The sequence below is a fragment of the Sphingomonas sp. genome (genome assembly GCF_039595165.1).
Classification (GTDB): domain Bacteria; phylum Pseudomonadota; class Alphaproteobacteria; order Sphingomonadales; family Sphingomonadaceae; genus Sphingomonas.
This window is the reverse complement of record NZ_JBCNMA010000108.1, coordinates 1-11,747: the sequence shown is the minus strand read 5'-3', so window position 1 is coordinate 11,747 and position 11,747 is coordinate 1. Positions and strand designations below refer to the sequence as shown.

Here is an 11,747-nt window from a genome sequence, read left to right as displayed (position 1 = left end):
TGGAGGTCGGACAGGTACTTGACGAAATCGCCGCCGAAGAAACGCTCGCCGCCCGACTTGCCGCGCCCGCGCAGGTCGACCGCGTAACAGGCGAAGCCCGCGGCAGCGAACTGCTCGGCGGCCCATGCGAGATGGGCGCCATGCGCGTTGAACCCGTGCTGTAGCACCATCGCCGCGCGTGCCGTCCCGCTCGCGGGCCAGCTGTGCAGGTTGATGCCGGTGCCATCGGGGTGAGTGATCCGCTCTTCGATCATGCGCGCCTCCGAAATGGTGGCGTGTGATTATCACGGATTCGAAACGATGACGAATGCGTTCTCGTCACGCACCGCGGGCGAGCCGAGCCAGCGCTTCGTCGAGCGCGGAGAGAAAGCGCGAACGGTCTTCCCTGCGGAACGGCGGCGGTCCGCCGATCTGGTCGCCGCCCGCGCGCAGGTCCGCCATGATCGCGCGCGTCGCGATCGCCGCACCGATCGAGCTCGTGGTGAACGGTTTGCCGTTGGGTGCCAGCACGGTCGCGCCGGCCTTGAGGCAGCGGTCGGCGAGCAGGATGTCGGCGGTGATCACCACGGTCTCCGCGCCGGCCTGCTCGGCGATCCAGTCGTCCGCGGCGTCGAACCCGTCCGACACCACCTCACGCGCGATCAGCGGGTGGTCGGGGATGCGGATGAAGGCGTTGGCGACGATCGTCACCGGCACCTCGCGCCGCCACGCGACCTTGTACACCTCGTCCTTCACCGGACAGGCGTCGGCGTCGACCAGGATGCGGACGGCGCTCACTTCTTCGGCGGCTTGCCCCGGTGATGGGGCTTGGCCGGGCGGGCACGATGCACGGGCCGGCTATGGTCGCGCGGCTTGCCATGGCGCGGCGCATGATCGCCGCGCGTGCCGGGCGGGGGCGGGCCGTCGGCGAGCTCGATGCGCACATCTTCCTCGTCGGGCGTCGCCGACTTGGCCACCGCCCTGGCGAAGCGGTCGGCGAGTGCGCGCGGCACCTGGAAGCGAGTCTCGCCCGCGCCGATGCGGATCGCGCCGATCTCCGACTTGGTGACATGTCCGCGGCGGCAGATCAGCGGCAGGATCCAGCGCGGATCGGCATTCTGGCGGCGGCCGATATTCATGCTGAACCAGACCACGTCGTCGAAGCCGGGGCGATGGACGGCCGCGCGCTGCTCGGCCGGGCTGCGGTCGATCAGCTCCTCGGGCGCCGGCATCGACGCACGATGCGCCTGGACCAAAGCGGCGGCGATCTCGAGCGGCGACTTCTCGGCGAGCAGCGCCTCGGCGATCTCGCGATCGTCGTCCTCGATCTCGACCGGCGCGACGAGCTTGGCCATCAGCCGCTCGCGATCCTTGGCGCGAATGTCGTCGGCGCTGGGCACCGGCAGCCATTCCGCGGCGATCTTCGCCTGCTTGAGCGTCATCTCGACCCGGCGCCGGCGTGGATAGGGGACGATGAGCACGGCGGTGCCCTTCTTGCCCGCGCGGCCGGTGCGGCCCGAGCGGTGCTGGAGAGTCTCGGCGTCGCGCGGCAGCTCGACATGGATGACCAGCGTCACGCTGGGCAGGTCGATGCCGCGCGCCGCGACATCGGTGGCGACGCAGACGCGCGCGCGGCGGTCGCGCAGCGCCTGCAGCGCGGCGTTGCGCTCGTTCTGGCTGTGCTCGCCCGACAGCGCGACGGCGGCGAAGCCGCGCTCGGTCAAGCCGGCATGGAGGTGACGGACATTGTCGCGCGTCGCGCAGAACAGGATCGCCGTCTCCGCCTCATGGAAGCGGAGCAGGTTGATCACGGCATGCTCGATGTCGGCCGGCGCGACCGCGATCGCCTGATAGCTGATATCGCCATGGCCGCGCTCCTCGCCCACGGTCGAGATGCGATGGGCATCGCGCTGGTAGCGTTTGGCGAGCGCGACGATCGGCTTGGGCATCGTCGCCGAGAAGAGCAGGGTGCGGCGCTCGGGCGGGGTCGCGTCGAGCAGCGCCTCGAGTTCCTCGCGGAAGCCCATGTCGAGCATCTCGTCGGCTTCGTCGAGCACGGCGACGCGCGCCTGGCTGAGATCGAGCGCGCCGCGCTCGACATGATCGCGCAGGCGGCCCGGCGTGCCGACGACGATGTGGGTGCCGTGCGAGAGCGTACGGCGCTCGCGCGACGGGTCCATGCCGCCGACGCAGGTGGCAACGCGGGCGCCCGCGGATGCGTAGAGCCAGCTCAGCTCCTTGGCGACCTGAAGCGCGAGCTCGCGGGTGGGGGCGATCACCAGGGCCAGCGGCAGGCTGGGAGCGGGAAGGGCGCCGTCCTCGAGCAGCTCGTCGGCCATGGCGAGGCCGAAGGCGACGGTCTTGCCCGAGCCGGTCTGAGCTGAAACGAGCAGGTCGCGGCCCTTGGCGGCGTCTTCGGTGACGGCGGCCTGCACCGGGGTCAGGTCGGTATAGCCGCGCGCGGCCAGCGCCTCGGCGAGGCTGGTAGGGAGATTTGAAAAGGTCATGCAGCTCACAAGTCGTCGCGCGGCCGAACGGGCCCGGCGCGGGTAAGCGCGGCCCCCTAGCGCATTTTGCGGCGCTTGGCGAGGGGCGGCGGTTGAACCTCGGCCGCGGCCGCTCGTTTCCTACCAGCGGGGGGCGGCGCGTGGAGACGGATCATGCCCCAGGGTGACAAGGACAAGTATACCGACAAGCAGAAGCGCAAGGCCGAGCATATCGAGGAAGGCTATGAGGACCGCGGCGTTTCCAAGAAGGAAGCCGAGCGGCGCGCCTGGGCGACGGTGAACAAGGAATCGGGCGGCGGCAACAAGTCCGGATCGGGCCGCGGCAAGAAGGACACGCACGAGAGTTTGCGCAAGGGCGGCCGCAAGGGCGGGTCGAGCCAAAGCGCCGCCGACCGTTCGGCTGCCGCCAAGAAGGGCTGGGAGACCCGGCGCAAGCAAGGCAACGGCTGACTCCGGGATGCGGCATGAGCGGCACCCGCACGCAGCGCGAGGCGATGGTGGAGCAGCAGATCGCGGCGCGCGGCATCTCGGACCCCGCGCTGCTCGACGCGATGTGCGCGGTGCCGCGCGAGGCGTTCGTACCCGCGGCGATGCGCGAGTTCGCCTATGAGGATACGCCACTGCCGATCAAGGCCGGGCAGACGATTTCCCAGCCCTATATCGTCGCACTGATGATCGAGGCGGCGCGGATCGGGCCTGGGGACTGCGTGCTCGAGATCGGGCTGGGCTCGGGCTATGCGGCGGCGGTGATGAGCCGGATTGCGGACCAAGTGTACGCGATCGACCGGCATGCCGAGCTATCCGCGCTGGCACGCGGTCGGATGGCGAGGCTCGGCTACGGCAATGTCATGATCCGCACCGCCGACGGGACCGCCGGCTGGCCCGAGGAAGCGCCGTTCGATGCGATCCTGGTCGCCGCGGGCGGACCGGAGCTGCCCGCGCCGCTGTGCCGTCAGCTCGCGCTCGGCGGGCGGCTGGTGATGCCGGTGGGAGATGCCGACGAACAACGGCTGATGCGCGTGACGCGCGCCGCGGAGGACGTCTTCGAGCGGGAGGATCTGGGCGGCGTACGTTTCGTCCCGTTGGTCGGCGCGCACGGGTGGAGAGACGGGACCGCCGTGTGACGAGTCACGCCGCCACGCGTTTCGGCGCGCGGACGGACCGCGATGCTTCTTCTTCATGATCCTGCGTATCGCCGAGATATTGCGCGACGGTCCGGTCCGCGCCGCGATAGTCGTCGCGCAGGAAGAAGCCGATCATCTCGTGCAGCCACACCCGCCGGCCCATACGGTAATACCAGCGGATCGCGTGGCGGATCTTCGGCTCGGGATGCCACGCCCAGCGGCGCAGCGCGCGCGGGCGAAGCTGAGCGATCGCCTCGATCGCCTTGACCCACAGGAACAGCCGCCACGGCCGCATGCCCCGCACCGCGAGCACCGGATGCTTATAGTCCCATTTGGTCTGGCCGGGCTGTATCACCGCGCGATCGGCGGCGAACCGGTAGTAGGGCGTCCAGCGATGCGGCGTGACGTAGAGCGCCTGGATCTGGTCGGGGTCGCCCGCTTGCCGCCCCAATAGCTGTAGCGGCGGTGGTCGATCAGCTCCCGGCCGACGCGATAGGCATCGAGATCGGTGATGACGGGCGCGGGTGGGGTACCGAAGGGCGCGCCGTCGCGGCGGAAGGCGATGCCGGGGAAGTCGTCGAGCGGGAGTCCCTTGTCGAGGGCGCGCATCAGGCGGCGGGTGGTCTCCTCGCCCTCGCCGCGCACGATCGCATCGACATACGGCTCGTCGCGCAGGATCTCGCGCCAGAAATAGGTCGGGTGGACCCCGCCATAGACGATGCGGACGTCCGGCAGCGCCGCGGCTGCGTCGGCGGCGATTCGGCTGATGATCGGCTGGGCGGAGGAGGAGCCGCTATGGCCGAACAGGACCGCATCCGGCGCGCGGCGCACGATCTCGGCGACGAGCGTCGGCAGCGGCATCGGCCCGAACTCGGCGTCGAGCAGCTCGACCGCATGGCCGTCGCCGATCAGCGGCCCGCCGACGCTGAGCAGGCCGAGCGGCGGCAGCTGCTCCCTCGGGATGCGGCTGCCGATCGCGGGATGGGGGATGTTGACGAGCAGGATGCGCAAGGGATGCCTCCGGTAGTTGGACCGGGGCGCGGTGCGCTTGCGCGCGGTGAGCGTCATGAGCGGGGTCTGAGGAATCGCTGATAACGGCCGCGCAACGAAAAAGGGCCGGACTTGCGCCCGGCCCTCTTCGTTGCTTTGCGTCAGGCGAGGATCAGATCGCCGACACGTCGGCGACGTCGACCTTCACGCCTGGGCCCATCGAGGACGAGACCGCGACCTTGCGCAGATACTTGCCCTTGGCGCCGGCAGGCTTCGCCTTGACCACCGCGTCGACCAGCGCGTCGAAGTTCGCGCGCAGATCCTCCGCCGGGAACGACGCCTTGCCGATGCCCGAGTGGATGATGCCGGCCTTTTCGACGCGATACTCGACCTGACCGCCCTTGGCGGCCTTGACCGCTTCGGCGACGTTCATGGTGACGGTGCCGAGCTTCGGGTTCGGCATCAGGCCCTTGGGGCCCAGCACCTTGCCGAGGCGACCGACCAGACCCATCATGTCGGGGGTCGCGATGCAGCGATCGAACTCGATCTTGCCGCCCTGCACGATCTCGAGCAGGTCTTCGGCGCCGACCACGTCGGCCCCGGCTTCCTTGGCCTCGTCAGCCTTGGCGCCCTTGGCGAACACGCCGACGCGCACGGTCTTGCCGGTGCCCTTGGGCAGCGTCACCACGCCGCGGACCATCTGGTCGGCGTGACGCGGATCGACGCCGAGGTTCAGCGCGACTTCGATCGTCTCGTCGAACTTGGCGGTGGCGTTGGTCTTGGCCAGCGCGATCGCCTCGTCGACGGTGTACAGCTTCTCGCGGTCGACCGCGGTCGCCATGGCCTGCGCCTTCTTCGTCAGCTTCGCCATGTGATCAGCCCTCCACCACTTCGAGGCCCATCGAACGTGCGCTGCCCTCGAGAATGCGGGTCGCGGCGTCGATGTCGTTCGCGTTCAGATCCTTCATCTTGGTCTCGGCGATGGCCGACAGCGCCGAGCGCTTGATCGTACCCGCCTTCACCTTGCCCGGCTCCTTCGAGCCCGACTTGAGGTTGGCCGCCTTCTTGATGAGATAGGTCGCCGGCGGCTGCTTCGTCTCGAACGAGAAGCTGCGGTCGGCATAGACGGTGATGACGGTGGGGAGGGGGGTGCCCTTCTCCTGGCCGTCGGTCGCCGCGTTGAACGCCTTGCAGAATTCCATGATGTTGACGCCGCGCTGACCCAGAGCAGGGCCGATCGGCGGCGACGGATTGGCGGCGCCCGCGGGCACCTGGAGCTTGATATAGCCCGTGATCTTCTTAGCCATGTTTCACTCTCTAGCTGACCGGGTCGCCCCGGCCGGTTCAAGTTTAGCGGTACAGGCGAACGCCGGAGCGCTCTCCCGCAGGATTCCATCGGTGAACGGTGGAAGGCGGTGCGCATAGCGGCGAGCGGACGAAAAGGCAAGTCCGGGCGGATCCTTCCGCTTGCAATGTTGGAATACAAATGCTCCTGTAACGTTCGCGAACGAACGTGCCGCAGCAGTGAGCTGCATCGCCATCCTCGCGGCTCTTGTGCGATTTCCGAAGCGGGGCTAAAGCGCTGCACCGCACAGGGGTGTAGCTCAGCTGGTTAGAGCGTCGGTCTCCAAAACCGAAGGCCCTCGGTTCGAATCCGAGCTCCCCTGCCATCCTTCAAAGGCCTCCCCCGCATGTTCCGCGCGCTGTACGACTGGACGCTGAGGCTTGCCGGGCATCGCCATGCCGACCGCTACATGGCCGCGGTCTCGTTCGCCGAATCGAGCTTCTTCCCGATCCCGCCCGACGTGATGTTGGTGCCGATGATCCTGGCGCGGCGCGAAAAGGCCTATTGGATCGCGACGATCTGCACGATCTCCTCGGTGCTCGGCGGCATGTTCGGCTATGCGATCGGCTATTTCCTCTACGAGAGCGTCGGCCAGTGGCTGATCACGGTCTACGGCCTCGCCGGCAAGATGGACCAGTTCCGCCAATGGTATGCCGAATGGGGCGCGGCGATCATCCTGATCAAGGGGCTGACCCCGATCCCGTTCAAGCTCGTCACCATCGCCAGCGGCCTCGCCGAGTTCAACTTCGCGATCTTCGTCGTCACCGCCGCGATCACCCGCGGCGCGCGCTTCTTCCTCGTCGCGTTCCTGCTCAAGAAGTTCGGCGAGCCGGTGCAGAAGGTGATCGAGGAACGGCTCAACCTGATCGGCTGGATCGTGCTCGCGGCGCTGATCGGCGGGTTCGCGCTGGTCGCGCTGATCTGATCCAGGTTAACGCGCGTGCAGCGATTTGCTGCCGTTCCGAACCGGCGGATTGTGAAGTTTTCGTTACGATTTCCGTGATTTTTCCTGCCCTGTGACGAATTATTGCACTTGCGAAATCGAGTGAGCGCGCCTATCTCCCACGTGCCTTTGCGCAAATCGAAGGGGAAGTAACGTGTTCAAGAAGATTGCCCTCACTGTGGCAGCTTCGACGATGGCTCTGAGCGGTGTCGCTCATGCCTCGGCGGCGCAGTCGCTCAGCCTGAAGAACGTTCGCGCCGCGACCGCGACGTCCAACTCGAACGAAGCCGCTGGTGCGATCAGCCCGCTGTTCATCATCGGTGGCATCATCGGCGTGCTCGTGATCCTCGAGGTCACCGGCGCGATCGACATCATCAGCGACGACGATCCCGACAGCCCCTAAGCTGATCGGCGATTCTCATCGCACGAGATACGGAAAATGGCGGCTTCGGCCGCCATTTTTTGTTGCGCCGGCCGCGCCCGCCGAACCGCGCGGCGCGACGCCGGCCCGCAACGGGCGCGAGCCCTGGCCCGCGCCGCGCGCATCAGCCCTTGCCCGATGCCGGGCAAGTCGCTAGATAGCTGCCCCAATCCGACAGCGTGGGTGGGTGCTCGCCGGGTCTCTTCTGAAGGGGCCGGGCGGCGGAACCTGTCCCGCTGACGGGCAACCAAATTTGCGAGGCAACAGGTGGCCAAGACCAGTCCGCTCGAATTCATGCGCCAGGTGCAGGCAGAGACCCGCAAGGTCGTCTGGCCGACCCGCCGCGAGACGATCATGACCGCGGTGATGGTGCTGATCATGGCGTCGCTGCTCGGCATCTTCTTCTTCGGGGTCGATCGCCTGTTCGGCGCGATCGTGAACTTCCTCCTCGGCCTCGCCGCATAACAGAGCCAAAGAACGGAACGACAATGGCGCGCTGGTACATCATTCACGCCTATTCGGGCTTCGAGAACAAGGTGCGGGACCAGATCCTGGCCGATGCGACGCGGCTCGGCCTCGACGCGCTGGTCGAGGCGGTCGAAGTGCCCGTAGAGACCGTGACCGAGGTCCGCCGCGGCAAGAAGGTGCAGTCGGAGCGGAAGTTCTTCCCCGGCTACGTCCTCGCCAAGCTGGCGATGAACGACGACGTCTATCACCTCGTCAAGAACACGCCGAAGGTCACCGGCTTCCTCGGCAGCTCGGGCAAGCCCCAGCCGATCAGCGAGGCCGAGGCCGCGCGCATCCTCAACACCAAGGAGGAAGCCGCCGCCGCGCCCAAGCAGCAGATCAAGGTCGACTACGAGATCGGCGACGCGGTCAAGGTGCTGGAAGGCCCGTTCGCGAGCTTCAACGGCGTGGTCGAGGAGCTCGACTTCGACAAGTCGAAGGTCAAGGTCAGCGTGTCGATCTTCGGACGCGCGACGCCGGTGGAGCTGGACTTCGACCAGGTGGAGCGGTCGAAGTAGGGGTTCGGGACGGTTGTGAGATACGAGGGCCGGGGCGGAAACGCTCCGGCCTTCTTTGTTGTGCGATCGAGTCAGGGATTGGGCCGTTTGCGGCGCGTGGCTATGCGCGATCGAGCGCCGCCGCCCCCAACGGACGGTCGCCCTTTCTGGCGGAGGCAGCGCAGTCGGCGACACGATGCCGGGGCGCCATCCATGCGCCGGTGGCAGCTTTTGAGAGCTACGGCGATGGCGTGAACGACCGAGTTGAGGGCGCAAGTCTGCCACACCGTCGTGATTAATCTTCCTCTAGGTCGCCCAGCGCGCGTTAGTGCACTGGCCAGTGCCGTAGGATGCCGATCAACGCGCCCGCGAAAAGCAGCAGACACGCCATGAATTGGGTGAGGAAGCCGGGCGCGCGCTTCTCCACCGCCTTGCTGTAGCCAATGAAATACCATAGCCGGCCAACGATCCACAGGAGCCCGAGGAGCGCAGCGGCGATGTCGCTGAAATAGATGGCCGTCAACCAAAGCGGAACCAGGAAGATCGGCATCCACTCCAGCGTGTTGGCGTGGGCGCGGAAGACACGATCGAAGTCGGGATTCCCCGCCATCGCCGGGAGCGGCACGTCGAAACGGCGATGCGCCCTCGCGACGCGGAAGGCGAAACCAAAGCAGAGCGCCACGGCCGCCAGACTGATGAGCGGGGTATAGATAGGCATCCTCTTCTCCTCTGAATTCCTGGTCCCGTTACCCGCGGTCACCGAACAGACGAGCATAGCGATGCAGGTAGAGCGGCCAGCCGCGCTCGCCGTCCACGCCCTCCCGGACGTCCTGCCAGCTGTCGCCATGCCGATCGAGGTGGCGATGCTCGATCTCGACACGCGTACGACCGGGTGCCTCCTCTATGAAGCGCGCCTCCCACTCGCTGGCCTTGGCCGGATCGGTTTCGATCTGCCAGCGCGGGCTAATGTTCCAGCTGAGCACGACGCGACGCGGCGGATCGTAGAGGAGGACGCGGGCCCAGCGGCATTCGCTGCCATCGACACCCCGGTCGAACAGATAGCCACCGACATGCGGCTCGAAGACGGTCGCCGCGATCTCGACGCCGAGCAGATTGTGCTCGGGCGGCTTGAAGCTTCCGAATCGTTCGGTGAACACGGCGAAGGCGCGCTCGATCGGCACCTCGACGACCACGCTATGTTTCACTGAAGTGCCGTTCGCCGAGTGCATCATGTCTTCTCCCCGGATTGTTCCGCGATGGTTTTGTAGGTCGTCAGCGCCCGGCTCCAGAACAGGTCGAGCTCAGCGCGAAAAGCCGCCAGGCCAGCGGGATCGACGCGATAAATCCGCTGCTTGCCAGCCGGCGTGTCAGCCACCAAGCCGGCGTCCTTGAGGACCTTCAGATGCTGCGAGACGGCCGGTCGGCTGATCGGCAGGTTGGCCGCAATCTCACTGACCGATGCCGGCCGGTCGAGCAGGCGCTCGAAGATCGAGCGCCGGGTCGGCTCGGCCAGCGCCGTCCATCCATTTATCGCGTAAGTCATCACTAACGCGTTCGTTTAGGCTTACGCGATGACGCCGTCAATCGGGAGATCGGTCAGCGCGGTGGTGATCCATTAGGCGGCAGGTTTCGGGATGGTCCGCGGCTAGCCGCGCGACGGCAATGAGGGCGCGAAGCGGACGCAACTTCACCCCTTCTTCCAATCCCCGATCCGCCAGCCCCCGAACATCGGCCGCTCGCGGTCCTGCGGGCGTTTCGCCGGGTCGGCCTTGCTCCAGCCCTTGACCTGGTCGAGCGCGGGAAGGGACAGTTCCTTCGGGCCGAAGAGATGGGGCTCGCCCCTCGCGCGGCGTTCGGCTTCGGCGATGTCGAAGGCTTCGCGGTCGCGTTGCAGCCGGGCCTCGTACATCGCGCTGAGGCGGAGCCTGTGCGCTTCGCTGCTCTCGCCGCGGCGGCGCTTGATGTGCGGGGGCTCGGCCTGCAGCCGCACTTCCTTCTGGTGGAGATGGAGGAGCTGGAGCGCCTCGCCGGCGCTCATCTGCGGGATCGGCGGGGGATCGTTGCGGCGCCAGGCGTCGTCGCGATAATTCTCTGGGTCGGCGGCCTCGAGCAGCGCCAGCTCGAGCCGCTCATAGCCCATCTCCAGCGCGAGCCGCATCTCGCGCGCGAAGGCGGGGCTTTCGCGGCGACGGAGGTAGAAGGCCGAGTGGCTGAAGCCCGCCGCGGCGGCGGAGAGGCGGACATTGGCGGTGGCGCTGAGCGCGGCGAGGAAGGCCTGCTCGGCCTGGCGGTCGAGCCGGCGCGGCCGGGCGCGGCGCAGCTGGAGCCGGCCCGAAGCGGTGCGGATGACGTGCGGCTCGCCCTCCGGGGTTTCGGCAGGCGTGCCGGCGTTGAGGCGGGCATGCGCGAGCGCGAGCGCCGCGTCCCATTCGGCTGCGAAGGCGGCGTCCCTGGCGCGGCGCTTGAACATGGTCCCGCGGTGGATGCCGAGGCTGCGCGCCGCCTCGCGCGTGTTGCCGGTGCGGCGCAGCGCGGCGAGGAAGGCGTCGTTCTCGTGCGCCTGGCGACGGTTGAACGGGCGGGACATCCGCCAGTGTTCCGAAACCTATTCCAACATTGCAAGCCTGTTGGATTCAGCGGAGCCGAATCTGAGGCTAAGCAGCGACGCTGGCGCCGCCCTGGCTGTCGCGCGTGGCGAGGCCGCGGGCTTCGGCGACGGGCAGGGGACGACCGAAATAATAGCCCTGCACCTTGGTGCAGCCGAGCGCCTGGACCATGCGGTGCTCGTCCTCGGTCTCGACGCCCTCCGCCGTGGTCGCCATGCCGAGGCTGTCGGCGAGCGCGACGACCGCGCGGATGATCGCGATCGCTTCCTTGCTGCCCTTCGACGCGCCCTGGATGAAGCTGCGGTCGACCTTGATCGAGGAGAAGCGCGTGCGGCTGAGATAGCCGAGCGAGGAATAGCCGGTGCCGAAATCGTCGAGGCTGAGGCGCACGCCCATGTCGAGGATCGCCTCGAGCGTGCGCACCGCGGCGGTGCCCTCGCGCATGAACACGCTCTCGGTGACCTCGAGCTCGAGCCGGTCGGGGCGCAGGCCGCTGTCGCGCAGCGCGCTGGCGACGAACGAGGCGAAGCCGGGATTGTGCAGCTGCTCGGGGCTGACGTTGACCGCGATGCGGATCGGCTCGTCCCAGTTCGCCGCCTCGATGCAGGCGGCGCGCAGCACCCACTCGCCGATCGGCGCGATCAGCCGGGCTTCCTCGGCGAGCGGCACGAACTTGGCGGGGGAGATCGGGCCGAGCTCGGGATGGGTCCAGCGCAGCAGCGCCTCGAACCCGGTGAGCCGGCCCGCCCCCGCATCGACGACCGGCTGGTAGGCGAGGTGAAGCTCGTTCTTCTCCAGGGCGCTGCGCAGCGCCATCTCGAGCACGCG

Annotated in this window: 18 protein-coding genes and 1 tRNA gene; 7 read left to right on the top strand and 12 right to left on the bottom strand. The window is 67.8% G+C overall.

Annotation, left to right across the window (positions count from 1 at the left end; all coding sequences use genetic code 11):
* The 3 genes from ABDV68_RS15095 to ABDV68_RS15085 form a co-directional block, all read right to left on the bottom strand.
* On the bottom strand, window positions 1-254 hold a 254-nt coding region (locus ABDV68_RS15095; RefSeq protein ID WP_343520923.1), incomplete at its 3' end, for an alpha/beta hydrolase.
* 64 nt (window positions 255-318) lie between these two features.
* Window positions 319-777, bottom strand: coding sequence for a YaiI/YqxD family protein (locus ABDV68_RS15090; protein WP_343520922.1), 459 nt, complete (start codon window positions 775-777; stop codon window positions 319-321).
* On the bottom strand, window positions 774-2,486 hold the full coding sequence (locus ABDV68_RS15085) for a DEAD/DEAH box helicase (protein WP_343520921.1): 1,713 nt from the start codon (window positions 2,484-2,486) through the stop codon (window positions 774-776). Before ABDV68_RS15085 ends, ABDV68_RS15090 begins: the two co-directional genes overlap by 4 nt.
* Window positions 2,487-2,639: 153 nt before the next feature.
* Between ABDV68_RS15085 and ABDV68_RS15080 the strand changes: the two genes are divergently transcribed.
* Window positions 2,640-2,936: a plasmid stabilization protein gene (locus ABDV68_RS15080; protein ID WP_343520920.1), complete on the top strand. Its 297-nt coding sequence runs from the start codon at window positions 2,640-2,642 to the stop codon at window positions 2,934-2,936.
* A 14-nt stretch (window positions 2,937-2,950) separates the two neighbouring features.
* Window positions 2,951-3,610, top strand: a complete 660-nt coding sequence (locus ABDV68_RS15075; RefSeq protein ID WP_343520919.1) for a protein-L-isoaspartate(D-aspartate) O-methyltransferase — start codon at window positions 2,951-2,953, stop codon at window positions 3,608-3,610.
* Window positions 3,611-3,614: 4 nt separating this feature from the next.
* On the opposite strand, the gene ABDV68_RS15070 is transcribed toward ABDV68_RS15075, so the two are convergent.
* The 4 genes from ABDV68_RS15070 to rplK all read right to left on the bottom strand — a co-directional run bounded on the left by ABDV68_RS15070 (window position 3,615) and on the right by rplK (window position 5,907).
* Entirely contained in the window at window positions 3,615-3,965 is a 351-nt protein-coding gene (locus tag ABDV68_RS15070; protein ID WP_343520918.1) for a hypothetical protein, read from the bottom strand.
* Entirely contained in the window at window positions 3,962-4,678 is a 717-nt protein-coding gene (locus tag ABDV68_RS15065) for a cobalamin-dependent protein (protein ID WP_343520917.1), read from the bottom strand. The genes ABDV68_RS15070 and ABDV68_RS15065 overlap by 4 nt, the downstream gene beginning before the upstream one ends.
* A 94-nt stretch (window positions 4,679-4,772) precedes the next feature.
* The gene (gene rplA / locus ABDV68_RS15060) at window positions 4,773-5,471 is read right to left on the bottom strand and encodes a 50S ribosomal protein L1 (protein ID WP_343520916.1); all 699 of its coding nucleotides are present in this window, start codon (window positions 5,469-5,471) and stop codon (window positions 4,773-4,775) included.
* A 4-nt stretch (window positions 5,472-5,475) separates the two neighbouring features.
* Window positions 5,476-5,907 (bottom strand): 50S ribosomal protein L11, encoded by a 432-nt coding sequence (gene rplK / locus ABDV68_RS15055; protein ID WP_343520915.1) that lies wholly within the window; start codon window positions 5,905-5,907, stop codon window positions 5,476-5,478.
* A gap of 286 nt (window positions 5,908-6,193) precedes the next feature.
* On the opposite strand from rplK, the gene ABDV68_RS15050 reads away from it, so the two are divergent.
* From ABDV68_RS15050 to nusG, 5 genes are all read left to right on the top strand, one after another.
* Window positions 6,194-6,270, top strand: a tRNA-Trp gene (locus ABDV68_RS15050).
* Between the two features lie 21 nt (window positions 6,271-6,291).
* Window positions 6,292-6,870 (top strand): YqaA family protein, encoded by a 579-nt coding sequence (locus ABDV68_RS15045; protein ID WP_343520914.1) that lies wholly within the window; start codon window positions 6,292-6,294, stop codon window positions 6,868-6,870.
* Between the two features lie 172 nt (window positions 6,871-7,042).
* On the top strand, window positions 7,043-7,291 hold the full coding sequence (locus tag ABDV68_RS15040) for a hypothetical protein (RefSeq protein ID WP_343520912.1): 249 nt from the start codon (window positions 7,043-7,045) through the stop codon (window positions 7,289-7,291).
* Between the two features lie 285 nt (window positions 7,292-7,576).
* Window positions 7,577-7,774 carry a preprotein translocase subunit SecE gene (gene secE, locus ABDV68_RS15035; protein WP_265118829.1) on the top strand — a complete coding sequence of 66 codons (198 nt, stop codon included), beginning with the start codon at window positions 7,577-7,579 and terminating at the stop codon, window positions 7,772-7,774.
* A gap of 23 nt (window positions 7,775-7,797) precedes the next feature.
* The gene (nusG, locus tag ABDV68_RS15030; protein ID WP_343520911.1) at window positions 7,798-8,334 is read left to right on the top strand and encodes a transcription termination/antitermination protein NusG; all 537 of its coding nucleotides are present in this window, start codon (window positions 7,798-7,800) and stop codon (window positions 8,332-8,334) included.
* A 304-nt stretch (window positions 8,335-8,638) separates the two neighbouring features.
* On the opposite strand, the gene ABDV68_RS15025 is transcribed toward nusG, so the two are convergent.
* The 5 genes from ABDV68_RS15025 to ABDV68_RS15005 form a co-directional block, all read right to left on the bottom strand.
* Entirely contained in the window at window positions 8,639-9,031 is a 393-nt protein-coding gene (locus ABDV68_RS15025; protein WP_343520910.1) for an MAPEG family protein, read from the bottom strand.
* A 28-nt stretch (window positions 9,032-9,059) separates the two neighbouring features.
* The gene (locus ABDV68_RS15020) at window positions 9,060-9,518 is read right to left on the bottom strand and encodes an SRPBCC family protein (RefSeq protein WP_343520909.1); all 459 of its coding nucleotides are present in this window, start codon (window positions 9,516-9,518) and stop codon (window positions 9,060-9,062) included.
* Between the two features lie 23 nt (window positions 9,519-9,541).
* On the bottom strand, window positions 9,542-9,856 hold the full coding sequence (locus tag ABDV68_RS15015; protein WP_343520908.1) for a metalloregulator ArsR/SmtB family transcription factor: 315 nt from the start codon (window positions 9,854-9,856) through the stop codon (window positions 9,542-9,544).
* Window positions 9,857-10,000: 144 nt separating this feature from the next.
* Entirely contained in the window at window positions 10,001-10,900 is a 900-nt protein-coding gene (locus ABDV68_RS15010) for a hypothetical protein (protein ID WP_343520906.1), read from the bottom strand.
* A gap of 67 nt (window positions 10,901-10,967) precedes the next feature.
* Window positions 10,968-11,747, bottom strand: a 780-nt coding sequence (locus tag ABDV68_RS15005; RefSeq protein ID WP_343520904.1) for an EAL domain-containing protein, incomplete at its 5' end; no start/stop codon positions are given.

What these genes read in the sequence shown, in the direction of transcription:
- ABDV68_RS15075 (WP_343520919.1), top strand. Translation starts at nt 2,951, where the DNA reads ATGAGCGGCACCCGCACGCAGCGCGAGGCGATGGTGGAGCAGCAGATC.
- rplK (WP_343520915.1), bottom strand. Translation starts at nt 5,907, where the DNA reads ATGGCTAAGAAGATCACGGGCTATATCAAGCTCCAGGTGCCCGCGGGC.
- ABDV68_RS15015 (WP_343520908.1), bottom strand. Translation starts at nt 9,856, where the DNA reads ATGACTTACGCGATAAATGGATGGACGGCGCTGGCCGAGCCGACCCGG.
- ABDV68_RS15065 (WP_343520917.1), bottom strand. Translation starts at nt 4,678, where the DNA reads ATGACGCTCACCGCGCGCAAGCGCACCGCGCCCCGGTCCAACTACCGG.
- ABDV68_RS15085 (WP_343520921.1), bottom strand. Translation starts at nt 2,486, where the DNA reads ATGACCTTTTCAAATCTCCCTACCAGCCTCGCCGAGGCGCTGGCCGCG.
- ABDV68_RS15080 (WP_343520920.1), top strand. Translation starts at nt 2,640, where the DNA reads ATGCCCCAGGGTGACAAGGACAAGTATACCGACAAGCAGAAGCGCAAG.
- ABDV68_RS15010 (WP_343520906.1), bottom strand. Translation starts at nt 10,900, where the DNA reads ATGTCCCGCCCGTTCAACCGTCGCCAGGCGCACGAGAACGACGCCTTC.
- nusG (WP_343520911.1), top strand. Translation starts at nt 7,798, where the DNA reads ATGGCGCGCTGGTACATCATTCACGCCTATTCGGGCTTCGAGAACAAG.
- ABDV68_RS15045 (WP_343520914.1), top strand. Translation starts at nt 6,292, where the DNA reads ATGTTCCGCGCGCTGTACGACTGGACGCTGAGGCTTGCCGGGCATCGC.
- ABDV68_RS15025 (WP_343520910.1), bottom strand. Translation starts at nt 9,031, where the DNA reads ATGCCTATCTATACCCCGCTCATCAGTCTGGCGGCCGTGGCGCTCTGC.
- rplA (WP_343520916.1), bottom strand. Translation starts at nt 5,471, where the DNA reads ATGGCGAAGCTGACGAAGAAGGCGCAGGCCATGGCGACCGCGGTCGAC.